We start from the raw sequence: 25,658 nt of genomic DNA, 5'->3' as shown, positions 1-25,658 counted from the left end.
CCATGTCCACGATTCTTCAGATTGAATCTCACAATGAACTCATTGCGTGCGAACACCAGAAGAGTCTCATGCTCCGTGCCTGGATTCTGAGCGGCCTGTTCTTTATGGCTCTGCCGGGAACATTGCTCGGCTTCTCGAACCTGATGGCGATCAGTACCAACCACGGCCTTGGGGCTTTGCCAGCCGCGTGGCTGGAAGGCCATGGTCACGCGCAGATGTTCGGCTGGATCGGCAGCTTCATCCTGGGGATCGGTTTCTACTCGCAACCGGCGCGGGGTCGGTCTGCGATGAGACTGCCGCTATTGTGCTTCGCGCTGTGGACATCGGGCGTCGCAATGCGCTGGTCTGCCAACATCTACGGCTGGCATTGGCGCACTCTCTTGCCGGTCTCGGCTGGATTTGAACTGATCGCAGTGCTGTTGTTTATCTCAGCCGCATCTCACCACAAGTTGCCTGAGTCTGCCGCGGGTAAAGAGAAGAAATCGCCGATGGAACTTTGGATGGTTTCAGTGCTGCTGGGAACCTCGGGACTCGCAGCGGCGGTAATCTTCAACTTCATTGAGTGCCTGCAACTCGCGATCCATGGGGGTCTGCGGTCTTTTCCGCATGCACTCGACCAGAAGTACCTCGTGCTGCTTGGCTGGGGATTTCTTGTCCCCGTCGTCTGGGGTTTCTCGGCGCGCTGGCTGCCCGCGTTTCTGGCGATTGCCAAACCCAGCGTTCGCGCCTTTCGAGTAGCCTTGGCTCTAGATCTAATAGGCGTGCTCTGCGGCGTTTGTGGGTGGAGCAAGCCAGCAACGATCCTTCTCGCCTCAAGTGCAATCGTGATTGGGTTCGCGCTGCACCTCGGTGAACAGCCCCACGGACTCGCCAAAGTGCAGGGCATTCACCCCAGCTTTCCGTCTTTCATCCGCATCGCCTACGCATGGTTGATCGTAGCCGGGACAATGAGCGTGTGGGCTGCCTTTGCCGACCAACATGGAGGCATCTGGGGCGCATCCCGTCATGCGCTGACCGTCGGCTTTGCGGCGACCATGGTGTTTGCTATTGGGCCCCGCATCTTGCCGCACTTTGCAGGTGTCCAGGGCATCTTCAGCAAACGCCTCATGTTTCTCAGCCTGCTTCTGCTGCAAGTTGGCTGCACGCTGCGCGTTTTATCCGAGCCCATGGCTTACGAGGGCATCTTCGCTTTTGCCTGGAAGACTCTTCCCATCTCCGGGATGTTCGAGCTTGGCGGCGTGCTGCTGTTCGCAACGAATCTTGCGCTGACGCTTCTGTTGGGTCGCTCCGCATTCGCTGCGAAGAACGCGAACGAAAACGTTTCGGCATAGAATTCATGCTGATTCATATCAAGTAAGTATCCACCGGCAGAGCCGGTGGCTTTACGGTTGCTGGCCCCTCAAAGGGGCCTTTTCGCAGCCGTCCGAAGCAAAAGCAAGAACAAAAGCAAAAACCTTGTGCTGCTGTCTTCACTGCTGCAGCACTGACAATTCGGGGGAGAACATACTCCCGGAATTCTCAAAGTTCTACTGCCACCCCGGCAGAGCCGGGGGTTCTCCCTTGGCAATAGTGCCGGGCACTATTTAATTGGTGGCGTCCGCTTCATCTCCCGGATGAGCCCAGGCATATGCTGCTCCCAGCAAGGAAGTCTTGGGTTCAGTCTCCGGCACATGCGGAATCAGCGCCCACAGCCCGATGAGCGCCAGCCCCACAAGATTCGGAAACAGCAGCGGCGCCATCGGTGGAGCACCGTTCACGAGCTTGTCGAAGATCCCCGCTCCCGGCTCAATCAAATTGGCGCGCATGTGAAACCAGAAACCGAGTACACCGACGAAGGCCTGACCAAGCATGACCACCAGGCAAACGTCGAGAAAGCGGCGCGTCACTGCGATGACAAGAGGGATGAGAAGGAAACCGGTGGCGAAGGCAGACGAGATGACGGGGATCCATTCCGTGCGAGCGAAGAAGCCGTTTGAGGCGTGATCGGTCAATGAGAGAACGAAGTTCCCGAAGAAGCCGCCGAGTGCGAGCAGGATCACCCATCTAGCCCATTCCGCGCTGCGTGCTGCCACCATGCGGTTCATGAGCAGCAAGAAGCCAAGTCCCGTGTATGCAAGCGGCGCTGCAAATGGCGCTGCATAGGTGAGGCTCTTGAGGGTTCGATCGAGAAAGAACCGGCTCTCGAGGTGATAGAGAACGCCGCCAAGTCCCACAAGAACTGCCAGCCCTCCAACCAAGTAGCCGACGTCGCGCCACGCCGATTGAAGCCCCCAGATCCACCGGAGCGCAATCAAGGTTCCCAGCACCAAGGGTGCTCCGATAGAAAAGTAGAGTGGGATATATTCCGCCGCCTTTTGAAAGTGATTGACCGAGTGCGCGAGGTAGATGTCTGCGGCGAGAATCGCGAGATTCGCTGTGACAAATAGCTCCACCCACAGCTGAGGATCGTGCGCCCAGTGCAAGCGTGGATCAATAACAATTTTCTGAACGCGCGAGAGCAGTTTACTTATGTGCATGCTCTCTCCGCAGTTCGTCGGCCTGGTGCTGCAGCTCGATGGTCTTTGAGAGCAGTTCATAATTGCCGTGCCATTGGACGAAGTCGGCGCCGCCCATGAATGCGCCATGCTTGCTGGTACGGCCGTCGTAGTGCCAGAGATTGAAGTATGTGAAGTCGATGGTGTGCGTGAAGGGTGGACCGGTCAGCGTGCCGTCCTTGTGCAGTCCGTCCATGATGTCCTTGGCAGCGAGGACCTTGGCGTTGGTGCTGTTGATGACCTCTTCGCCCTGTGCATAAACGCGGTCGATGCGAGCTTGCGTGTGGCACTGCGTGCAGACCTGCTTCATGTTGATTTGAGCCTGCAGGTAGTTGGGGCGATGCGTGGTGACTGCATCGGCCAGATACCATCCGAGCCGGTCGGATGGATTGTGCGTCACCTTGAGACCATTGATCCCTGACATGTGGCAGGTAGCGCAAGTCGGGACGAACATATCGCGCGTGGTCAGCGATTTTGGACTCGCGTCAAGGTTCAAAAGATTGCGCTGTGCAGCAAACATGATGCCGTGCTTGGACTCGTTATAGATCTCGATCTGCGAGTGGTCCGGGCCCATGTGGCATTGCCCGCAAGTTGAGGGAAGCCGTGCGAGTGCGACCGAACTCGTGTGCCGGGAGTGGCATTCCGTGCAACTGCCGATGGTGCCGTCGTCGTTGGGTTTGCCGATCGCGTGGCACTGTTCGCAGCCGGAGGTGATGGCCGGATGCCCCTCAGGGATGGTGAGTGGGTTGGGCGGACGCTTGGTGCCGCCCGGTTGGAACTGTTCGCTGTAAGAGACCTGTTCGGGACTGAGCCCCTTCTCTCCGTGAACCGCTGCCCAGCTCGGAGCGGCGTGTCGGCTGCGCAAGAACTCCTGGTAGACGCCTTCGTGGCAGGAACGGCAGTTTCCGGCAGTCAGATGCGTGCTGATGACAAAGCCGTGGTGATCGACCTTCTGTTGTCCGGGACCAGGCTGATGGCAGTCAAGACAGTTGACGCCCTTCTTCGCGTGCGCGGACATCTCGTACTCATGGACCACGGAGTATTGCAGCCGCGCGTGACACTCAGCGCACTTGCCCGAGGCGCGCACGAAATCCGCCGTGGGTTGCGCGGTCTCGACACGCGGCCGCTGTCGGTTGATGAGAAAGGCGGACAGAATCAGCGCAAAAGCGACGACAACGGCCAAAAACACAGAACGAAAGGACATAGGCTCGAACTCCAGGGGGAGGGAGAAGCGAAATCCATTCTGCATCGGCTAAACCGAACAAGACAGAATAGTGGAACTGTATCAGCCTGACGATCTGATACGCATCAATTTCGTAAAACACGACGGTGGATGAATGAGGTTCCCGTACCCTTAGCAAATCTAGGTGACAATACTTGCCCCTGAAAGCGACTTAAGTCACTGAAATCAGTATTTGATTTCGTTTTGCCTGTCCCCAGAAAGCCCTCCCAGCAGGAAAAGAGCAGGAGATTGATCTCCTGGTGACTTAAGTCCCTGCATCGACGCCTGACTTACCTCTACGGTGAGTTCATTGCAGTACTCAGGCAGGAGGCTCCCATGAGCTTTACCCAAGTTGATTTTCGTTTTCGGGAGGATCATCGGCACCGAGACGAGTGCGTCTGATTCCATTCGCCGACAGCAAGCAAACGCACAGTGATCTTCATTCTCAGTCGAGAGGTAACCATGTCCTATAAGCGCTATTGGGTGGCTCTGGCCATCGTCATCATCGGATCGTTTGCCGTGCTCGGAGGCGTGGGCAGGAAGATGATCAGCGAAGCTCCACCCATTCCCGACGTTTACACCACGGATGGGCAGCTTCTCTTCACCGGAAGCTCCATCACGGACGGGCAAGGTGTGTGGCAATCGATCGGCGGCCAGGAGATCGGCACCGTCTGGGGCCATGGTGCCTACGTTGCGCCCGATTGGAGCGCCGACTGGCTGCACCGCGAGTCCGAAATTCTTCTTAACATCTGGGCCGTCAGATCAGGCTCGCCAAACTTCGCCGCTTTGAGCCCGGATCAACAGGCTGTATTCAAGGCCCGCCTGATCCGCGATATGCGCACCAACACCTACGACGCTGCTCGGAATCGTGTCACGATCGATCCGGATCGCGCTGCGGCTTTTGAGCAACTCAAGGCCTACTACACCGATGTGTTTGCCACGGGCCGGTCGGAGTATGCTATTCCGCAGGGTGCACTGACAAACCCTGCCAAGCAGCAGCAACTCGCGGCGTTCTTCTGGTGGACCTCATGGGCAGCCAGCACCGAGCGTCCGGGTTCCGATGCCACGTATACCAACAACTGGCCACATGAGTCCCTGGTCGATAACGTGCCAACCTCTGGCTCGGTGTTGTGGAGCATCCTCAGTTTTGTCGGTCTTCTGGCCGGTATCGGTGGCCTGGTCTGGTGGTACGCCTCGCAGGAGAAGGAACTCGTTCACGGCCCGTATCCGGAGAAAGATCCGTTCCTCGCCTTCCAGCCGACTCCCTCGCAGCGCGCGACATTCAAATACTTCCTGATCGTGGTCGTCCTCTGGGGCGTACAGATACTGATGGGCGTCCTCACAGCTCACTACGGAGTCGAGGGGCACGGATTCTACGGCTTTCCTCTCGATAAGTATCTGCCCTACGCAGTCACGCGCACATGGCACCTGCAAATTGCGATCTTCTGGATTGCTACGTCATGGTTGGCAACCGGACTTTACGTCGGTCCCGCCGTCAGCGCTTACGAACCAAAGTATCAGCGGCTCGGCGTGAATGTGCTTTTTGGTGCGCTGATTCTCGTGGTCGGCGGATCGCTTGCCGGCGAGTGGCTTGGAATCCAGCAGCGGCTCGGTAATGCATGGTTCTGGTTCGGCAGCCAGGGATACGAATACGTCGACCTGGGAAGATTCTGGCAGATCCTGCTGTTCATTGGCCTGGTTCTGTGGTTAGTCCTGATGGTTGCCGCTCTCAAGCCAGCGCTTGCCCGCAAGAGTGAAGACCGGTCGCTGCTCATTCTGTTCCTCATCTCGAGCATCGCCATACCGCTCTTCTATTCGGCTGGCTTGATGTATGGTCAGCGCAGTCACCTCGTTACTGCCGAGTACTGGCGCTGGTGGGTAGTTCACCTCTGGGTTGAAGGCTTCTTTGAAGTATTCGCAACAGTGGTCATAGGGTTCCTGTTCACGCGGCTCAAGCTGATCGAGATCCGTACTGCGACCAAGGCAGCACTGTTCTCGACAACCATCTTCCTCTCCGGAGGAATCATTGGCACCTTTCATCATCTCTACTTTGCCGGTGCGACTCCCGCGGTCATCGGCCTGGGAGCGATCTTCAGCGCATTCGAGGTGGTGCCGCTCACGCTCATCGGCTACGAGGCCTGGGAGAATATTCGTCTCGCACAGCCAACCAAGAAATCGCCCTGGATTGCCAACTACAAGTGGCCCATCTACTTCTTTGTCGCGGTTGCGTTCTGGAATCTGGTCGGAGCCGGCTTGTTTGGCTTCCTCATCAATCCGCCCATCTCCCTCTACTATGTGCAGGGACTGAACCTCACACCGGTTCACGGACACACGGCGTTATTCGGTGTCTATGGAATGTTGGGACTTGGCCTTACTCTGTTCTGCCTGCGCGCACTGAAGCCAGGTCACAAGTGGAAGGAAGGGCCTCTGAAGTTGTCTTTCTGGTCCCTCAACTTTGGCCTGATCTTCATGGTTGTCCTCAGCATGTTGCCGGTGGGCCTTCTGCAAGCGTGGGCATCGGTCGAGCACGGTACATGGTATGCGCGTTCAGCGGAGTTCATGCAGTCCGGCACCATGCAGACCCTGCGCTGGATGCGCGTTCCGGGAGACATCCTATTCTCGATTGGAGCGGCTCTGTTTGCATGGTTTGTTCTCGGGTTGTTGACCGGTCACTCGTACGACAAGTCGGTGCCTGAGAGTGGAAATACATCTGGCTCTGTCGACGCGAAGAACCGCAACATTGAACCCGCGGGACGTTGATCAGCCCGCGATGTACCCAGCGGCACTTTCTTCGGAATGCGCCGCTGGTGGTTTCATCGAACAGCAAGCACGGAGGACTCATGGACTATACATTTCTTGCCAACCTGCAAAATGAACTCACCCTGCCGGAAAAGGGTATTCTGAGCCACGTCCTGCATAAGGACGACTACGCCAACGTGACTCTCTTTGGCTTCGCGGCGGGAGAGGAACTCTCCGCACATTCAGCGCCGACACCCGCCATTCTCTATTTTCTTGAGGGAAATGCTGAGGTCCAGCTTGGCAACGACAAGGTCAGTGCTCAAGCCGGCTCCTTCATCCATATGCCGGCGATGCTACCACATGGCATCTCGGCTAAATCTCCCGTCAGAATGCTACTTGTCCAGATCAAGACAGGAGGCCATTGAATCTCATGAAAGCTGATCAACAGGCACCGCTTGCAGAGCGGATTCAGCTCAAGCGTGTATATGAAGCGTCATCTGGCGCAGACGGATCGCGTTTTCTCGTTGAACGTTTGTGGCCGCGAGGCATCAAGAAATCGTCGCTGGAGATTCAGGCATGGCTTAAAGACGTTACTCCCAGTGTCAGCTTGCGGAAGTGGTTCAACCACGATCCTGCGCGGTGGAATGAATTCCGCAAGCGCTATTTTGCAGAGCTCAAGGAGAATCAAAGCTCGTGGCTTCCAATCCTCGAAGCAGCAAGCCGCGGCACAGTCACGTTGATCTATAGCTCCCATGATCCAGAGCACAACAATGCCGTTGCATTGAAGGAGTTTCTCGACAAACGGCTCCATCAAAAAAACGAAGAGTGAACTCGCACCGGACCCGACACAACCTTGAGACGCTATTTACGCCGCGCCTGAAGCTGAAAAGATCGACTGCGTTCCGACTCTCGAACGACTGCATGCCTTCGCCCCGACAATAGCTCCTGAGCACTGATACTTCCAATGACGAGTCCACTCTCTCGATCCACGACGGGCATGCTCATTACACCGGTAGTCACCATCTCTTCCGCAACTGCCCGGCAGGTCTCGTCAGAGTATTACAGGATTCGTGAAGTAACAACGGGCGGCAACATCAATACCATCGCCGGAACCAGTACCGCAGGCTACAGCGGTGACGGAGGGCCGGATACAGCGGCACAGATCAACGGCGTTCAGGGCGTGACGATCGACAGCCAGGGAACGTTGTATCTGGCGGACGCGGGCAATGCGCGCATTCGCACCCTCGGCTTCAACGGCGCGTTGAGCTTTGCGGAACAGGCTGTGGGGACAACCGGAAGCGCGGTCTCCGCTACCATTACCAACGTTGGAACAGAGACACTAACCTTCAACGCGGATCCAGTGGTAAGTGGAGACTTCGTAATCGCCAGCTGTAACACATGCGGTACTGCAAGCTCGACGCTGGCCGCAGGCGCAGGCTGCGCATTGGCTGTGGAGTTCCAGCCCACAGAAGCCGGAACGCGCACCGGCACAGTCACAATTACAAACAACGGAGTCACGCAGACGCAGCAAATCACGTTGAGTGGAACCGCCGACAAGGGAACACCAACGATTACACTCGCTTCATCGGAAAATCCTTCCACCTATGGTGACACGGTGACCTTCACCACCACACTGCCAACGCCTACCTCCGGCACAATCACCTTTATGGATGGAAGCACTGCGCTGGGCACTGGCACAGTCTGCAACGGAAGCGCCACGTATTCGACTTCGTTACTGACGGCAGGATCGCATTTAATCACCGCTGTTTATAGTGGTGACGATAACTGGAGCGGGGCGACTTCTGCTTCGGTGACACAGGTTGTCAATCAGGCAACACCAACGCTCACCTGGCCAACGCCAGCACCGATTTCTTATGGCACGGCCCTGAGCGGCACACAACTGGATGCGGTGGCAACTGGAGTAACAGGCACCACTCTGGCTGGCGGTTACACGTACACTCCCGGCTCAGGTACGGTGCTGAATGCAGGCACACAGACGCTTTCAGTAGCCTTCGTTCCAAACGACTCGACGGACTACAAAAGCATCGGCGCCACAACAACACTGACGGTGAACAAAGCAACAACCAGTGTAGCGCTTGTTGCTAATCCAAACCCAGCGATGCAGGGAACAACTGGCACGCTCACAGCCACGGTTACAGGTGCGAGAACACCCAGCGGTACGGTGATCTTCCTTTCCGGTTCCAATACGCTGTGCACAACGACGCTCAATGCCTCCGGAGTTGCCACCTGCTCCTTTACGCCTTCGGCTTCCGGCGCACTTTCGATTACAGCGCAGTATCAGGGCGACCCGAATCACCTCGCTTCGTCTGCAAGCCTATCCCTGAGCGTCTACGATGCGGCCATCATTCAAACTTTCAACAGAACGCAACTGGTCTATCCAGGTGCAACCAATCTGACGGTGTGCGTAACTGGAGCTACAAGCGCAACGACTACCGGAACCATTCAGGTGATGGATGGTGGCGCGCTACTGACAACCATCTCTCTGCAGGGCAATGGCTGTGGTTACTGGTATATTTCTCCAGGACTCAGCGCAGGGACTCACTCGATTACGTCGGTCTATTCAGGCGATACGAATAATCAGGCCGGAACTTCTCTTCCGACTGTACTAACCGTCAATCCAGTTCCGGTGAATCTGTCTGCGTCCTGCTGGAGCACGTCCAACTATGACTATGGCACGGATTATCAGTGCACAGTTACAGCCAGTTCCAATGCCGGAGCAGCACAGGGCAACATTACTTACAGCTACGATGGTGGTGCTGCCACGGCCGTGGCGCTGAGCAACGGCAATGCGCAGTTCTCCGTGGCAAAGCCCCTGGTTGGTGCACACAGCGTGGTCATTGGCTATGCTCAACAGACCAACTACGCGGCTGCCACATCGCAGACGGAAAGCTTCACCATAGCTTCCGCACCTGTGCAGGTTGCATTGACGCCTTCCACCTGGTACACGTCAGTGGGAAGCAGCATTACCTTTCAGGCAGCAGTAAGCTCATGGAGCGCAGGAGCACCCAACAGCACCGGCTCCGTTTCCTTCTACGATGGATCGACACTGCTGGCAACCGCGGCTGTTGATGGCAGCGGAACTGCCAGCTTCTCAACAGCCAGTCTCTCCGCAGGGAGTCATACCATCACCGCAACGTATGCCGGAGGCACAAACTATGCAACAGCGTCTGGCAACGTCACGATCACACTGGCACAGTAAATGAAATCAATCTTCCAGCCCCCGGCACACAGTGTCGGGGACTGTTTTTTTGATAGCTAGAATTGTGATGAAGCTTTGACCCCACAAAGGTTTTACCGATCCACTGTACCTTCCACCGCCATACTGCCCCCCCCCAGCAACTCTACTTCACTCAGTTACCGTTCAACCTGCCCACCCGACCAATCATTTAACTTTCGCAATAGCTTACCTTCCGATGAGACAGGATGGATATACTAGCGCGCTAAAGGATGGGAGACATCATCTGGCTCGCTATTGCCTCAACAACGCTCTACTCGGACGGAGAGAAATAGCTTACCTGTTGATTTATTGGGGCATAAAATCCGTCGCAAAACCTCAATTCAGCCACCCCTTCCGCACGAACCTCATTCCACGTCCAAGCCGAGTAGCACGCCGGGGATGATGAAGACATGCAGCGATGAAGCCTCAGCACGCCGCACTGCACCCGAAAGAGGGCGGCCCTCGTCATTGCAATCCTGTTACGATTACGACTTTGCCTTATAAATTAGAGAAATATTTGCCTTGCCGCGGCATCGTTATTCGGATGCACAAAGAACGATTTAGGCATATAGCATCTGGCTTGTGTGTCGTGCTATCATGCGGGCGCAGTCTGCATAGGTCTACGGAGGGTTCGATGCCTGTAATGAAGACTCCAGGTGTTTACATCGTCGAGAAGCCAGCTTTTCCTAATTCGGTTGTCGAAGTCGCGACGGCCGTGCCGGCCTTTATCGGATACACACAGACGGCAGATAACAAGGGAAAATCGCTTCTCAATGTGCCATGGCGCATTAGCTCCATGGCGGAATATCAGTTCTACTTCGGTGGCGCACCGCCCGCCATATTCAATGTCGCCGCAATAGATCCAACCGCTGCTCCTCCGCTGCCATCCAAAGCTTTTACCTTGCAAGGCAAGGATTACCATGTTGCCAGCACGCTGAAACTCGAACAGCAGTTTCTGCTTTACAGCAGCATGCTTTTGTTCTTTCAGAACGGCGGTGGACCTTGCTATATCGTTTCTGTCGGTGGATATGACAAAACCATCGACGATGGCGATTTAACCGGTGGCATTGCTCTCCTCCTGAAGGAACAGGAACCCACCATGGTGGTCATTCCTGACGCCGTGCATCTGCCCAGCGAAGCCTTGTGCATCAAAGTACAACAAGCCGCGCTCCAGCATTGTGGCCTGGATATGCAGAGCCGGGTTGCCATTCTCGATGTATACGACGGCTTCCAGGATCCTAAAGATAGTGTGGAGCCCTTCCGCAACGATGTTGGCATCAATTATCTGGATTATGCTGCCGCTTACTATCCCTGGCTGAAAACCAGCATTCTGGGCGACAAGGACATCACCTATCAGAACATCGACAAGGCAAGCCTTACGACGCTGTTGACGACGGAAGGCACGGTGCCACCCGCCATCCTCCAGGAGATCACCACGCTCAGCAAATACACTGCCGACTTACTGAACAAGACGCTGGTGGCCACCAGCCCGATCTTTGTTCAGGTGATGTCTGAAGCCGTGGCACAAGTGAATCTATTGCCACCCTCGGCGGCTATCGCCGGAGTCTATTCCATGGTGGATGGCACGCTGGGAGTTTGGAAGGCCCCCGCGAATGTCAGCCTAAACTCCGTGATTGCCCCTACCGTCAACATATCGAGTGCCGATCAGGAAGGGCTCAATGTAGACGTGCAGGGAAAATCGATCAACGCGATTCGCTCCTTTATCGGAGAAGGCGTGCTGGTGTGGGGAGCCAGAACGCTTGATGGCAACAGCCTCGACTGGCGCTACATCAGTGTGCGCCGCACCATGATCATGCTTGAGCAGTCCATCAAATTGGCCACCAAGGCCTACGTCTTCGAGAACAATGTCTCGACCACCTGGGTCACGATCAAGAGCATGATTCGTAATTTTCTTACCGGAATTTGGAAGCGCGGAGGACTTGCGGGAGCGATTCCCGACGATGCCTTTGCCGTCTTCTGTGGACTGGGCGAAACCATGACGGCCGACGATATTCTCGAAGGTATTCTGCGCGTAACGGTGCTGGTAGCCGTCACGCGGCCTGCCGAGTTTATCGAAATCACCTTCCAGCAGCAGATGCAGAAGTCCTAGAGCCGTTCTCCAATTGCTCTACGCCAGAGCCCATGCCGCAGAGTTGCTTTTCATCAAGGAAAGGCAACCTGCTGCAATGCGGACAAGGGCGACACCGATTGGAGAACTGCTTTGAGTATTGCGTGCACCCATAACCGAAAAGGAGATATGTAATGGCAGATGACGGATCGGCACAATCAAAAACCGTCTGGCCGCTTCCCAAATTTTATTTTCAGGTGAAGTGGGACAGCACCGTGATGTCCTTTCAGGAAGTCTCCGGACTCGACATCGAGGCGCAGCCTATCGAGTATCGCCACGGAGACAGTCCAGAATTCTCAGTCATCAAGATGCCGGGCATCAAGAAGACTGGCAACGTGACCATGAAGAAGGGCGTCTTCAAGTCAGACAATAACTTCTGGGTCTGGTTCAACCAGATCAAGATGAACACCATCAAACGCGTACCGGTGACTATCAGCCTGTTGGATGAAGCCGGTGCCGCCACCATGACCTGGACCTTGGCCAATGCCTGGCCCACTAAAATCACTGGTACCGATCTCAAATCGGATGGCAACGAAGTCGCCGTCGAAACAATTGAGATCGCGCATGAAGGGCTTACCATCGCGAATGCTTGATATTTCATTCGTTCTGTCGCCCCAGGTCTTGGATTAGAGACCTGGGGCATATTTCTAACTAGACACACATAGTCTGCCAAACTGAAAAGCATCCTACTTTTGTTGACCTTTGAGCAATTCTCCGCGTAGATTCGCCATCGCAATGACTAGATCATTATTGCTATTTTGAATTTCCTTGATTTTCGGAGCCCTTTTCTCTCCCAGAGTTTTCAACGAATCTTTTTGCGTCTTGGCGTTGAGGCCTGCAATGTTATCCAGGATTTTATTGAGCGCTTCAATCGCCTTTTTGTAGTATTTCATCTCCTGCTTCGTGCCTTCATTCTTTATCCAATCCAAAGTTGTTTCCACGAGTACTTTATAGGGAGGAAACTCATACTTGGCCTGCACCGTATTAGCTGGTGAAAAATGATATTTCAATCCATGGGATACAACTGCGTCTTTGCGCATGGCAGCTTTGTTGACAACCTTAGTGGATTTTGGTCCCCAAATCGTTTCGAAGACTGCATTTCTTCCTCCGATCAGTTCCCCAGACTTCTTGTCTCTCTTTGTTCGATCCACTAATGGTGCTCTTGTTACTTCTTCTGTACCGTCTCGGTCTCCGATTGCGCCATCTAGGCCCTTTTTCGCCTTAATTGACTGCATCAACCGCTGCGGGAACCCGCTCCCATAGAACTGTTTATTAAATGCACGCCCACTCGATGGTTCACTCTCCTTTTTATTGCGATTTTTGCGTTTTTGATCCCCCTGATGCACTTTCAATAGGCGTGTGATTTCAGTGGCTAGGCGGGCGCTTGCTGCCTCCGTGATGGTCTTATTTATCTCCGCAATCTTATTTCCCCTTGCTGCCTGATCTACATCCCAAAAAGAATCTATCTTCTTCAAAGTATCGATTAAGTCGCTTTGATATTGAGGATCCCGAGGATAATGCAAGGCATCAACCTTTTTTGGATCGTATTGAGAAGGAGGAATTCTTTTCCCATACTGAGAAACCACACGTGATTTCAAGTCGCTCTCGTTGCCGAGGTTGGCCTTTAGAGCGGTAAGCGCTTCGAAATGCTCGAGCGTTTGCTTCATCATGTACCCTTTGCCGCGGTTGGCTTTTTGTTCGGCTTTTGCCTCACCAGAAACATCTGCAAGGTGCATACCTTTTCCTTCTGGCTCACGCAGCATCTGTTTGCCGGTATATTTCGGCACAGACCACAACAGATAATTATGGGTTACATCCTTTTTAAATTTAAGTTTTTCCTTGCTGCCTTTTAAGAATTTCTCTTCCGACCCAACGCTTGTTGTTTCAATCTCCCCACTGTCTTTACTCGGCCGATCTAACAGGACTTCGTTGCGATAGTCTGAGTACTTAGTGAAGTACTTAATTCTGTTCGAGCTGTACACCCACCCATTTTCTCCAATGCTGGAGGCAGGAGGAGTATTTTCGCCGGAAGTATCACGCTCCCAGTTAATGCTGTCACCGAACTTTGTCTGTTTTTTGCGCTTCCACTCTTCGCCTTGCTTCATCCATGCCGTCAATTGCACCGCGCCCTGTCCAGCAAAAGAGGGGTTGACATTTTGCGCATGTTTGATGGAGACTTGGCTCTTGTGCATGTGTGCATTCGACTCAACTGTGGCTCTCTGCATGGCCTTTGCTCCCATTCCGTCCGCCTCATGCTCCAGCCCTCTGTCGTCATTGACCGGCACCCCGCCTTTCATCTGCATCGTTGGTTGAACGCGTCCCTGCGCCTGCTGCACAACGTGCCATGCCTCGTGGGGTAAGTGCTGTTCCTGTCCTGGAGCAACATGGATGTCCGCTCCCTGCGCATAAGCCAATGCATTCAACTGTGCGGGTTGGGCAGAGTTATAGTGGACGCGCACGCTATCCATCGACATGCCGCTGAGCGATTCGATTCCGCTCTTCAGATTGTCTGGCAGTCCGGTGTTGTTCTTGCGCGCAGCACTCTGTCCTTCTCCTTGTGCCTGTAGCACCTGCGAAGCCGCCATCAACTGCTTGGGCTTCTCTTTGGGCTTGGCTTGCAAGGTATCTTCGCTTGCCTTCCGTTGCTTCGGCTTTTCTTTGGGTTTAGCCTGAAGAGTCTCCGCATTTTCCATCAATTGTTTTGGTTTCTCTTTTGGCTTCGCCTGCAGCGCGCTACCAAAGGCGCTGCCGATCTGCTGACGCTGGGCGGTAATGCGGGGGCTGTCGGCGAGGAAGGATGGAACTGCAGCAGTGGAGCGGCTGGCACGCTGGGCGGTGGTGGCAGTTTTCTTCTTGTTCGCTACTTGCTGGCTCACTGCTTGCATCTTCTGTTCCTCCTGATCATGATTCCCGGGAACGTGCAACGTCAGAGATAGACAAATATCTCCGAGCAGTATCGCACGTTTCCGCTGGCATCTTTCATCAATCGCGTGGTATTTGCGCGTGCATATGGTAGCGCGGTTCCACTGCTTTGGCTGTTGTTCCGCAATGTCACTTCGTAGTGATCCGCGGGGTATTCGTACAGGGCAATGGGGTCTGCCGATTCAAAGATCCAGGCGGGCGGGCCGTTGAGGCTTTGGCTGGTGGGCGCGGAGAAGGAAACCGTCGCGCTGCCACTCGATTTTCCGCCTTTGGGCGGAGCCAGCGTGATCGATGAGTTCTCATAGCTGCGATCAGTCGGGGACTGACTGACGATGTAGTAACGCCAGTAGGATTGTCGCGACGCAAGCGAAAGAAGAAAGCTAGCAGGACCGGCGTCGGTGTTCGTAAGGCGCGCGGGATAGATAGTGACGTATCCCCACACTGCTGCGGGAGCCGTGCCAGTCAGATAAAAATCATAAGGATCTGCGTTGTTGATCTTCAACTGATAGCGGCCTTCGTTCAACTCGCGCAGGTCCAGCGAAAGCGCGGCGAGGGCACTCGTTTGCAGCTTCCATACTTCGTTGCCCAACGGATCGACGATCTGCACCAGAGCAGAAGTCATAGGCTGGGCAAGGGGATAGACAAATCGCGCAGGGTGCGCGGGAATCGCGTTGCCGGTGAAGGCATCGCCGGACGAATGCAGGAGTTGCAAAGCGTTGCCGTCCACGGTTTCTGTGCCGTAATCGGCGGCATTGCTGAAAGCGTAAACGTTCAGGTCAGGCGCAACGGAGGGAGCGCTGCCCATCTCTGTGCACGACGTAAGTTGGCCACCGGTATCCATCAACGCGAAGTTGAGTGGTGCGAGTTCGCTGAGATTCTGCCAGGGAGAATTGGCATCGCGAAAGACGACTCCGCCTCCGGAGGTATTGCGGAAGAGGCAACCGTACCGCTGAAGCAGCCGCTGGCAATCGCTGGTTGGAATCCATTGCAGTGCGGGGCAGATGCCGCTGGCAAAGTAAGCGTGGCGGCACTGCACTTCAAAGATCGCGTTGTATTGCGTGCTCATGATGTGGACGTCCTGGTGGCCGCGCCTGTGACAACAGGCACGCGCTCGGTGATCCATCCATCTTGGAGGGTAATCATACGCGCCTTATAGAAAGCGGAGGGAAGATACTTGGAACCATTACTGGCCCATAGATTGTGTAACTCGCCAATGCTGAGGTTGACCATCTCCAGAGTAAGCCGTTGCAGACCACGGGGAAAGGCCGGAGAATCCTGCGGCGTGAGGACCGGGCGTTCATGCAAAAAGCCTAGCGCGGCAGAGAGCAGGCGCAAGGCTTGTGCGCAGTCGGAGGAATAGTTGGCGGAGAGCAGGAAATAGAGATTCAAATTGAGAGACTGGCCCACGCGCAAAGCTGAGTTACCCTGCGTGTACGATGCAACTTCCCGCGACTGGGCAGCATACTCGCGCTCCACATTGGTCAGCGTCAGCACAAGTTTGTTTTCTATCTCGCGTGGCGACGTGCCATCGTGCAAGGCCAGGCTGGAGAGTACCGCCTGCGGTTCACTGGACGGGAAGACGGTGCCGATAAATCCGTTCAACTCGCCGAGCAAATAGATCATGGTTTTATCGATCATGCGATGGAACCTCTAAAGTGTCTTGCCATTTTTGCGAAACTCGCGACGGATGCCCTGACGAATATCCTGCATGCGAATCCGCTCCATGCCGCAGCGCAAAGCCATCAGCGAAGCATAGCGAAGGATGTTCATGATGGCACCGCCACTGAGTTCGAACTCTGCGGCCAACGGCTCGAAGTTAACCGATTCGTCCATCCGGGACGCAACAGAAAATGCGCCACACCAAAGGCGAAGCCGTTCTGCGGGCGAAGGCATGGGAAAGTAGATCATCGATTGAAAGCGCCGCGCAAAGGCTTCGTCGATGTTGCCCTTCAGGTTGGAGGCAAGAATCACCACGCCAGGAAATTCCTCCACCCGTTGCAGCAGATAGGAGACCTCCTGGTTGGCATAGCGATCATGCGAGCTGGAGGTCGAGGTGCGTTTTCCAAAAAGAGCATCAGCCTCATCAAAGAAGAGTATCCAGTCGTTCTTTTCGGCTTCGTCAAAGACCGAGGCAAGGTTCTTCTCGGTTTCGCCAATCCACTTGGAGATCATGAGCGAGAGATCAATGCGATAGACATCAAGGCCAGAGGATTTGCCAAGCAGCGAAGCGGTGAAGGTCTTTCCTGTACCGGGCGGCCCGTAAAAGAGGCTACGAAAGCCAGGCTTGATTTTGGATGCAAGTTGCCATTCGTTGAGCAGTGCGTGGCGATGTTCGACCCAGGCACGAATCTCTTCGACATCGTTCATGGTGCTGTCCGCAAGTACTAGGTCACCCCACTCGCGCAGCGTGGTTATGCGACGTGCGGGGAATGCGCTACTGAAGGCGGGATGATACTCGGCACCGGTTGTGAACGGGCCGAGGAATTCCTTTGCTAGAGTGAGCGGAGAGTCAAAAAGCTCAAGACCGTCTTCAAGGTGTATCAGGTTGCGAAGGCGCAGCCTACTGCCAGCATCGAGCGCCGTTTGCACCTCAAAACGGCGCGCAAGGCTGGTGCCAGAAAGGACGAAGGCCGCAGTTTGCGCGGTGGGCATAAAACCGGAATGCGTACCGTTGAGTACGCCACCGAATTCGGTAAAATTGCGATCAAGATTCGGATTCTTAATGAGGAATGGGTCCAATAATTGAGGACGCACATGGGGCGACAACGCAAGAGCGAGAATGACTCGTTCATCGAAAGACAAGGCATTTTGACAGACTGCCGCAGCGTAGGGAGAAGATAGGAGATCAATCTCGGGTGCATTGATCTCATGCACATCCTGATAGGCGCATTCATTGCCCAGATAGATGCAAATCGCTGCGTCAATCACGCTGGACAGCCATTGCAGTTCCCGTTCGATCACTGCGGCATTTTCTGTGAGCATGGGATCCAATACTGCAGTGCTCATGGCAGATCCCTTTCAATGGTGCGCAAGAAGTACTGCCGTGCAAAGAGAGCGGCGATCATGGCAACAAAAAGACCAATAAAGATGAGCAACGCCCACTCCCGCAGATTGCGATCAAAGATACAGAGCAAGACAATCACCGCAAGAGCAATTGCTATCAACAGTGCAAACCACCACTGATATTTGCTGTAGAAGTTACGTAGCTCGAAGATCCAGAAGCTACCGGAAAAGTAAATTACAAACAAGCCAAGCGTGACTTCAACCGCTAGAAACAGTTCCCGCCGCCAGCCACAGAAGAAATTAGCAACGCGCGCTCCCAAGAGCTTATAGAAGATGGGTGCAACCTTGGTATCCACAAAGTCGTTTCCCTCTCGATCAAAGATCTCCCGGATTTGTGCCGATAGATTGGTATTATTGCCCGCACTTTCGGAAAACGGCCAAAAACCGACCGCGCCGAAGTTATCAAAGGAATAGAGCATGTCGTCGTAAAATTGCCCGCCAGGTTTGCTGTAGACGCCCAGATATTGCCATGTTCCAGGAGCAAGGACACAGGTGATTCGTCGTAGCATCTGGTAGCGCCATGCTGCTATAGAGAAGGATGGATCCGTCTTGATCCACTGCAAAACTTCCTGATTGCGATTAAAGGCCGACTCAACGGCAAGACGCAGCTGCTTTTTAGTGTCATTAGTAGACTGAGGAAGAAAGACGATGAATTCGTCTACGATGCTACCAGGGACATCGGAACTGGCGTTCGACACACTGCTATCGCCTCTCTGCTTGGGAACCAATTCCGCCAATTGAGTCACGGTAGTGGCATCGTCTAGTGAAGCATTCTCTGCAGGAACAAAGACATCGTAAGGCACGATCAGGTTCAGTTTGAGGCGATGGCGCGCAGCCCCCCACACAGTCTTGAGGCGCTCTTTCTGATTCAAGTCTTGGCGTAGACGTGTAAGAAATCGGAGAAGGAATTGCATGCCTCTAGGATCGTCATAAGGGTAGCCTTGAAGATCCAGAGTTACTCCATCCCATGCAGTAGTGGGTGAAGTGAGCAGGCTCGGCATCGCCCAGCGCTGAAAGCGATCAAGGAACCCTGTCAATGGCTCGCCAACCGTGTTGGCAATGTTGCCTGCAAGATTTTGCGTAAAAGTGTCTGACCCGCTGTAGATAATATCGATCCATTGCTCGCGAGATAGCTTCTTGTAAACAATCAGATCAACGCTAGTACGAAATCGCCGGGCAGTCTCAACCTGTTTCGCAATTACAGATGCATTCTGCCTGATGGTGGCTAGATTCAGAGCGCCCTCCCGAGAAAAGGTAACTCCCATCCATCCGATCCGATCGAAATTACCAAAATCAACTAACTTCGCTGCTGCAGAGGCCGTTGCATTCGGCACACTGCCGACCTGCGCGGAGGGATTGGAGAGCCAAAAGGGGGAAATCCCATAGACCGGATCGGAGAGCGAGTACAACATATTCGCGTCCCAATCGGGAATCCAACTGGAAACTGCACCAGTGAGTGCATGTGCTTTGCAAGCCCGGCTCAGAATTGCCTGTTTGTATTCATCCAGTTCTTTGGCAACGGAGGCATAGTCCTTGGGGTTACTGAGTGGTTGCGTGGTAAAAAAGTCCAGAGCATTCTCGAAGAGCTTGCGTGTTGGATAGTCAATGTCCTGCATAGCCGAAAGTCCGGCCATTAGTTGTGGACTCATCGCTGGCTGACTCGCTTGCGTAGCACTGGCTTTGTCCTCTGGAAGATCAGTACTCTCTTCTTTCTCATCGGGGGTTGCATCAGGGGGCTGATCCGAATCGGATTCCTGAGGCGGCGCTTCCAGGCCCTTGATGTCGACGCCAGAGAGGCTATAAGTAACAGGCTCGTGGCCATCGCCGCATTCGTCGACCGGAACTGGAGCCGTAGCGCAGTGGCCATATACAAGACGAAAGATAGCGGCTGTTGTATAGGGACCAACAATGGCATCTACATCGTGAGGATCGTTAGCATAGCAGCCGCGCATACTGAGGCAGCTTTGCACATCCTTGATAGTGGCTTTGCCAAAGTGGCTAATTGTCGCGACCTGACTAACGATCTGCGTAGAGTTCAGCGAACTGAGGTTTTTCTGCGCCGCAGACGAGCAGGCGTCGGCGGCATGTCCCGGCGTTGCCGCGCCCATCAAGCCAAGGACGAGGAGTGCGGAGAGGATCAAGAATCTACCTGTCATCAACGCCATTCCACGTAAAGAGCTGCGTGCATCCATGGAAACCTCGTAACTTTATAGCTCCAGGGGAGTTTGTCGAGCAACATATCAAAGGTGCGCGACTCAACCTGCAATTGCCACGCATCGTTGGTGAATTTGAGCATGCCTTCGCGTTGTAGAAACGATTCGCGCAGGCCCTGTGGTGAGGTATGGCCGAGAGCCGTCCAGTGCGCAATCATCGTTTGCAGCAAGATGTCTGCAGTATCCTTCTCGGCTTGGGTAAGCTCGATATCGCATCGTATGGGTTCATCTGGTTGCAATCCGCAGAGAATTTTATTCAGCGGCAAAAAATGCTCGGAAGAACACTGTGTGCCGTCGACCAGATATTGAATCAGGTGAATCGCACGGCATGCTGCCAGATCATCGCGAAACTTGTTTGCTTCGAGCAGGCCTGTCATCGAGAAAAGGCGTGACAGAAATGGACCGGCCAGCACTTGGCCAGCATTGTAAACAAAGATAGCCTGCGCCGTGAAGTCAGTAGGTTTATCTTTGATCGTAGTTGACCTGCGGACGACTTGTTCCAGGATTTCAGCAATAACGTCGTGGTCTGCTTCATGCATGGAATGATTGGCACTACGCAAACGCTTTGCGGTGAGCGCGGCTAGCTCACTGGAACTTTGCGATTTGGAGCGAGCGGCGAGCCATGCGATAAACTCGCGAACGAACATCTTTTCCGATGCAAAAGAGCGGTGTTGTACTAGATATGTAAAAAGAAATCTCCACTTCATTGCGGGCGTGGCGTGATCAACTAAATTGGTAATCACATCCGCCAGATGCAGCAGCACCTGAGAGTTCTGTGGCGCGATCAAATACAGAATGCGGGCCAATTGCTTTTCGGAAAGGCGTTCGATTAGATGCGACGCGGCAATCGGATCTGCGAGCGTGTTACGCAGCAGAAGAGGGAACCACTCCGGCGATTGATCGATCAGACAATCCAGAGCGCCGATTACCTTCTCCTGCTCTGCATGGGAGAGCAAAGCAGGAGTTGTTAGCCATATCGCCAGTTGCGATTGCAATTGTGGAATAAGGTTTGGCGCTATCTTCCCTTTGGCATCGTCCAGAAGCTGGGGAAGGGATGGGCTGGATGGCGTAGCAGTGAATTGCGGAGCAGCTGAGGAATGCGAATCATCGTTCGGCCTCTGCTTCTCGACAGCATCAAACAGCGGGACAAACTCGGCTTTAATGGATGAGGGAAGATGCGACTGCTGCACCAATGCGTAGAATGCAGCAAGCAGATCCTCGTAGCGTATGTTGTTATGTGCAGCCAACTTGCCGATTGTGCTTGCAGCATACGAACGACGATTGAATGAACTGCCTCGGTCACTCATGGCATAGGAAAAAGTGAAGCCCCAAAGCAGACGACGGATTGTAGATGGATTTGCTTGTGGCAGTGCCGGTTCGAAGAATTGCGGCTGGTCCGCGATCTCTCGCATGAGAGCCGCAGAGGATGGCTCGGCCGCCTGAGCAAGATCGCGCAATACATCCAGAGGAAGATCTTCGATCATCGTCCAACGCGCCTTTTCATCCGCAGCAATACGCCGGAGTAACTGCAGCTCACCGGTAAGCAGAGTCTGCTTCACGCTATCGGTCCATGGCGCTTCTAGGTCACGCAGGATCTGAATAAGTTCGTGAGCCGCCATTCCACGCGTATTGATTTGAGCAAGTGCCTTCGAAATTCCCCGCAACAAGGAATTGCGGTCGATTGTAAAATGATGCTCGGTCTGACGAAGCAAGCTGGCGATGTAAAAGTGCCGATTGAATGGTCTTCCATTGGCGAGATAACTACGAGTGAATCCCGCCAGAAAATCTTCAGGCCTATGTAGCTCCGCTCTGTCGTGGAGAGCATCCTGGACTTCTTTGGCCAACTGCAGGAGCGCCGAGACAAACTCATCGGGGGCACCATGCGCAAAATGCTCTACCCCATGCAAGAGCGTCACAGAGGAGTTCTGGAGCGCTGCAGAATGTGTTGGACTCGCAGGTTCAACGCGCTCGATGACCTCCAGCAAGCTAGGATGCAGACGTGCCTCTTCAGCAAGTTGCGACTCGGTATGAGCCATCCTCCATGGTGTATGTAGGCTGTACAGAATTGAATTCAACTCCTCTGCGAGAGTGTCGGGGAGTTCGATTTCACGAAGTGCGCCCAGAACGCCGAAGAGCATGGACTGGGCGTCGACTTTATACTGTGCGGATGCCTGACGAAGCAGGCTTGCTACATAAAAGTGTCCATTGTGTGGATCGCCACTCTCATCGAGGATATATTTGCGCGTATAAGCAGAAATGAGTTTACTGATCCCGTGCATACCTGTGCAATGAGCGATCTGCGCTTCAAGATCCTCCGTCACCTGCGTGACTACCGAGGCGATATCGATGGAATTAGATTGCAGTGGAGGAACTTCCAGAGGTTGCGGCATCTCTGCCAGAAGCACGAGCAACTCTGTTTTGAGTGCGCTGGATGCGTCGATTCGTTTCACTACTTCGGTGAGTGAGGTGAGAAGTTCTGCGTAGTCTTTGTTAACGTGCGCAGCCATACGGCGAATTGTGTTTTCCAGATAGGCGCGCCGATTAAAGTGGCTGCCGCGCGCAGTAAGCAGGTAAGAGAGCGTGAACTCCCACAGATGTTCTCTTGTCTCCTTGATGCTTTCACTTTGCTTTGCCGCAGCGGCGCGAAAGATCTCAGGCCTGCAGGTTGTAGCTTCGATAAAATCTGTTTCCTGCGGTTCAAGCAGATGAACAATGCCTGCCAGAAGAGAATCAGTAAATCGGGAAGCCATGGCCGCACAGGCGTCGGAACGACTACCATAATTGCGAAGGATAGATTCGATGCCTAGGGCATCTTCCTCCACCATACTTTCCCATTGCGCACTGAGCCATTCCTCATCGCCCGTGGCCAAAGCCATCCCAGCCATGCTGTGCCAATCCTCCACGCTTTGCTCTTCCGCAGCATCTTCCTCGCTTATAGAGCAAAGCAATAGAGATTCCCATTCTTCCGGCTTATTTGGAGTACGAGCGTCTGAGCCGAGCAATCCAGCCAGAGCATCCAGTAAATCAGGCGGCACTCGCCATGCGATCCGACGCGCAATACTTCGCTTTCTCTGTGATTGCAGCAGACGAGCAGATAGGCGTGGTCCATCCTGCTGAATCACACGCCGAAGCATCTCCTCGAAGATGCTTGATTTAAGGCTGCGAACGTTCCAGGGGAGATATCCGCGTTCGAGCGTCCATATCACAATGTCGAATTCATTTTGCGCAGCAGTCATCAGGGACGCAGATGCTTGATTTTTTTCGGAGTCAACAATAGGACGAAGCGAATGCAGAGAGTGGCGAATCTGCTTTTCCAGTTGTTCGCGAAAGCGCGCTTCGGCTTTATCGTAATAGCCGTGCATCGGAAGACTGCCAAGATCAATCTGCAATTCATCCAAGCGCAGGATGCAACCATCGGCAGGGTCCAACTTGGCAAGGACTTCTCCTGCGGCTTCCACCAGACGCTCAGAGACAAACAACCTGAGACGGGATTGCTGCCCGAATGCCTCAGCCTCTGAGTCAAAGGAGACATTGAAACCGAAATCCCACACCTGGTGAGTCGTCAGCATCCCTCGCCTTGTTCCTTGTTGTTGAGACGGGTTAAAAACGCCAACAATGAATCAGCTTTTGCCTGCTCTCTCGCGGACAACCTCCACGCATGATACAGACTGTCGAAGATATCCATGCACTTGCGTGTAAGCCAGAAAATATCGGCATGAATATGCGCCGGGCAGCAGGAGTCAACCGCCGCCGCTGCATACTTGCGAAAGGCCGGCTCTTTGCAGCGGAGTAGCCAATCCGGGAAGAGTAGGCAAACCCGAAAACGGAGTGTGGAATCGCTGCTCTTGGTCCACTGCGCGGGGCGAAGCAGAATATATTCGATAACATGCAAGCCTTCGCCGGTAGACAAATAGATCTGCTCGAACCCAAGAATATGATTGAGCTTGGTTTCGAGCCCCGAGCGATTGGATCGATCTCCGGGAGGCTGAATATAGTCCACTGCTGCGGCACGATCTCGTGTAATGCTGGCAATGCTCTTCAGATACGCAATCCTGGCTTCGATGATCGCGTCCGTATCTTTGGCCATATGGTTTTGTGCGCACTGGATCAGCGGATCATCGTAAAAAGCCTCACCGTAAAGCGCTAGAAGATAGTCAAGCAGTCGCGTGGACCGGCTGACATACTGGCGAGATGCGATGGCTTTTTGCAAATGAGAAAGACCGTCGCGGTCACAAACTTCCTCAAATTCAGGAAAACTATCTTGATCAAGAAGCTGAGAAAAATACGTTTTGTATTTGTCGATCTCGCTGGAATACAACTGCCGGATATTTCCCAAGGTTGCCATCTGGTCTGCCATGAATTGATCAAAGAAGAGGAGATAGCCCTGGAGTTGGTGTGAACGTGCCTTCTGGCGCGCTGTAGCGGAGGCAGGAAGACCTCGCGGCCCAACGCCATAGATGAGCGGAAACTGGTGCTGGATGGAAAGATATTCCTGAAGATGACGCGACTTGCCTTGCGGACGCGGCACAATGGAATTGCAATTGTCGGATCGCATGCTGCGCGTGGCAAAGTCGAGTTCTTCATAACGCATCGTCAGATCATGCAGCGAAACTTTTATATCCCGGTGGTTATGGAAGAGCTTTACCCCGATCTCCTCGTCACTTTGTGGCCAATAGAGGCGCAGAACGCTATCCGAGGCCGCCGTCGCGCTGGTTGTGCTGGGAAAGGTACACACACTTTCCACGCCGGGTATGGCCTTGATGAGCGCGTAAATATCTGACGAAGGAAAGTCCTTGCGCGATGCGCTGCGGTTGCTTACGATCATTCCCGAATGGACGAGCGGGCCGCGAAAAAGCACTTCAGGATCGACGCCCTGAGCTAGCGCGTGTTCATACGAGATAGACTCAATGCCCGCTGCAAGCCACATTCCACACGCATAGTAGATTTGAGCCAGAATCGTGGCAGGATCGAAACCTTCGCTGATTTCGACCGATGCGTATAACTTGAAATCGACCGCCGATTCAATAACGATGGAGTCGATATCTTCGCAAAGATTGCGGGCTGCATAGAAGGCACGGCGGGCAGCTTTGACGAGCTGCAGTTGCTGTTCGTGATTACACTGCTTGACCTTCGGCGCAGTCGTGGCAGTTTCGTTGCTGGAGCTGGCCGGTTCAACGCGTGGCCGCAACAGTATCCGGTAGAGGCCCGAGGGCATTCCATCCTGGTTGGAGACAACTTCGAGCCGCACATCCTCTAGTTCCTGAACCGCATCGAGAATAACTTGACGATAGTCAAGTTCGGTGGTCGGCCTGGCCGGATAGGCTACTTCGGGAGGAAGCAGGCACTGCTCTTCCCAGTGAATTGCACCCTGCTCGTCGGCGAGAAAGTCTGGGACCGGAAATTCGGTGCGATAGATCAGGTCAGTAAGTGCATAGCAGACCTGCTCCAGGATGGTGACGCCGGGATCATGCTCGTTGTAGTCGGTCCATAGACGGGCAGCCATCTCCTGAATGCGCGCGATCCCCATGTTGCGCAGGCTGTCGTAGCAGTACTCGCTAACTTTTCCCTTATGCCTCGGAATGTAAGCGGTGCCTGGCAT

General features: G+C 54.1%; 16 protein-coding genes. 7 read left to right on the top strand and 9 right to left on the bottom strand.

Going from position 1 to position 25,658, the window contains the following annotated elements:
• Nucleotides 1-2 precede the first annotated feature (2 nt).
• Nucleotides 3-1,331 carry a hypothetical protein gene (locus tag ACOBR2_RS00930; protein ID WP_420238206.1) on the top strand — a complete coding sequence of 443 codons (1,329 nt, stop codon included), beginning with the start codon at nucleotides 3-5 and terminating at the stop codon, nucleotides 1,329-1,331.
• Nucleotides 1,332-1,583: 252 nt separating this feature from the next.
• On the opposite strand, the gene ACOBR2_RS00925 is transcribed toward ACOBR2_RS00930, so the two are convergent.
• On the bottom strand, nucleotides 1,584-2,516 hold the full coding sequence (locus ACOBR2_RS00925; RefSeq protein ID WP_420238205.1) for a hypothetical protein: 933 nt from the start codon (nucleotides 2,514-2,516) through the stop codon (nucleotides 1,584-1,586).
• On the bottom strand, nucleotides 2,503-3,738 hold the full coding sequence (locus ACOBR2_RS00920) for a multiheme c-type cytochrome (protein ID WP_420238204.1): 1,236 nt from the start codon (nucleotides 3,736-3,738) through the stop codon (nucleotides 2,503-2,505). The genes ACOBR2_RS00925 and ACOBR2_RS00920 overlap by 14 nt, the downstream gene beginning before the upstream one ends.
• A gap of 480 nt (nucleotides 3,739-4,218) precedes the next feature.
• Between ACOBR2_RS00920 and ACOBR2_RS00915 the strand changes: the two genes are divergently transcribed.
• The 6 genes from ACOBR2_RS00915 (at nucleotide 4,219) to ACOBR2_RS00890 (ending at nucleotide 12,454) form a co-directional block, all read left to right on the top strand.
• The gene (locus ACOBR2_RS00915; RefSeq protein WP_420238203.1) at nucleotides 4,219-6,516 is read left to right on the top strand and encodes a nitric-oxide reductase large subunit; all 2,298 of its coding nucleotides are present in this window, start codon (nucleotides 4,219-4,221) and stop codon (nucleotides 6,514-6,516) included.
• An 80-nt stretch (nucleotides 6,517-6,596) separates the two neighbouring features.
• Complete coding sequence (locus ACOBR2_RS00910; protein ID WP_420238202.1) at nucleotides 6,597-6,920, top strand: cupin domain-containing protein; 324 nt, start codon at nucleotides 6,597-6,599, stop codon at nucleotides 6,918-6,920.
• 5 nt (nucleotides 6,921-6,925) lie between these two features.
• On the top strand, nucleotides 6,926-7,324 hold the full coding sequence (locus ACOBR2_RS00905) for a DUF488 domain-containing protein (protein WP_420238201.1): 399 nt from the start codon (nucleotides 6,926-6,928) through the stop codon (nucleotides 7,322-7,324).
• A 168-nt stretch (nucleotides 7,325-7,492) separates the two neighbouring features.
• Complete coding sequence (locus ACOBR2_RS00900; protein WP_420238200.1) at nucleotides 7,493-9,715, top strand: Ig-like domain repeat protein; 2,223 nt, start codon at nucleotides 7,493-7,495, stop codon at nucleotides 9,713-9,715.
• A 652-nt stretch (nucleotides 9,716-10,367) separates the two neighbouring features.
• Complete coding sequence (locus ACOBR2_RS00895) at nucleotides 10,368-11,843, top strand: phage tail sheath family protein (RefSeq protein WP_420238199.1); 1,476 nt, start codon at nucleotides 10,368-10,370, stop codon at nucleotides 11,841-11,843.
• 152 nt (nucleotides 11,844-11,995) lie between these two features.
• The gene (locus ACOBR2_RS00890) at nucleotides 11,996-12,454 is read left to right on the top strand and encodes a phage tail protein (protein ID WP_420238198.1); all 459 of its coding nucleotides are present in this window, start codon (nucleotides 11,996-11,998) and stop codon (nucleotides 12,452-12,454) included.
• A gap of 93 nt (nucleotides 12,455-12,547) precedes the next feature.
• On the opposite strand, the gene ACOBR2_RS00885 is transcribed toward ACOBR2_RS00890, so the two are convergent.
• The 7 genes from ACOBR2_RS00885 to ACOBR2_RS00855 are packed head-to-tail and all read right to left on the bottom strand — an operon-like array spanning nucleotide 12,548 to nucleotide 25,658.
• Nucleotides 12,548-14,746 (bottom strand): DUF4157 domain-containing protein, encoded by a 2,199-nt coding sequence (locus tag ACOBR2_RS00885; RefSeq protein ID WP_420238197.1) that lies wholly within the window; start codon nucleotides 14,744-14,746, stop codon nucleotides 12,548-12,550.
• A gap of 41 nt (nucleotides 14,747-14,787) precedes the next feature.
• Nucleotides 14,788-15,849, bottom strand: a complete 1,062-nt coding sequence (locus ACOBR2_RS00880) for a hypothetical protein (RefSeq protein ID WP_420238196.1) — start codon at nucleotides 15,847-15,849, stop codon at nucleotides 14,788-14,790.
• Nucleotides 15,846-16,421: a DUF4255 domain-containing protein gene (locus ACOBR2_RS00875; protein WP_420238195.1), complete on the bottom strand. Its 576-nt coding sequence runs from the start codon at nucleotides 16,419-16,421 to the stop codon at nucleotides 15,846-15,848. The genes ACOBR2_RS00880 and ACOBR2_RS00875 overlap by 4 nt, the downstream gene beginning before the upstream one ends.
• 12 nt (nucleotides 16,422-16,433) lie before the next feature.
• The gene (locus ACOBR2_RS00870) at nucleotides 16,434-17,789 is read right to left on the bottom strand and encodes an ATP-binding protein (protein ID WP_420238194.1); all 1,356 of its coding nucleotides are present in this window, start codon (nucleotides 17,787-17,789) and stop codon (nucleotides 16,434-16,436) included.
• On the bottom strand, nucleotides 17,786-20,038 hold the full coding sequence (locus ACOBR2_RS00865) for a hypothetical protein (protein WP_420238193.1): 2,253 nt from the start codon (nucleotides 20,036-20,038) through the stop codon (nucleotides 17,786-17,788). The genes ACOBR2_RS00870 and ACOBR2_RS00865 overlap by 4 nt, the downstream gene beginning before the upstream one ends.
• On the bottom strand, nucleotides 20,002-23,628 hold the full coding sequence (locus ACOBR2_RS00860) for a contractile injection system tape measure protein (protein WP_420238192.1): 3,627 nt from the start codon (nucleotides 23,626-23,628) through the stop codon (nucleotides 20,002-20,004). The genes ACOBR2_RS00865 and ACOBR2_RS00860 overlap by 37 nt, the downstream gene beginning before the upstream one ends.
• Nucleotides 23,622-25,658 carry a hypothetical protein gene (locus tag ACOBR2_RS00855; RefSeq protein ID WP_420238191.1) on the bottom strand — a complete coding sequence of 679 codons (2,037 nt, stop codon included), beginning with the start codon at nucleotides 25,656-25,658 and terminating at the stop codon, nucleotides 23,622-23,624. The genes ACOBR2_RS00860 and ACOBR2_RS00855 overlap by 7 nt, the downstream gene beginning before the upstream one ends.

Source organism: Telmatobacter bradus (assembly GCF_048629425.1).
Classification (GTDB): domain Bacteria; phylum Acidobacteriota; class Terriglobia; order Terriglobales; family Acidobacteriaceae; genus Telmatobacter; species Telmatobacter bradus.
Note: the sequence above shows the minus strand (reverse complement) of the source record. Positions and strands in the feature narration are given on the sequence as shown.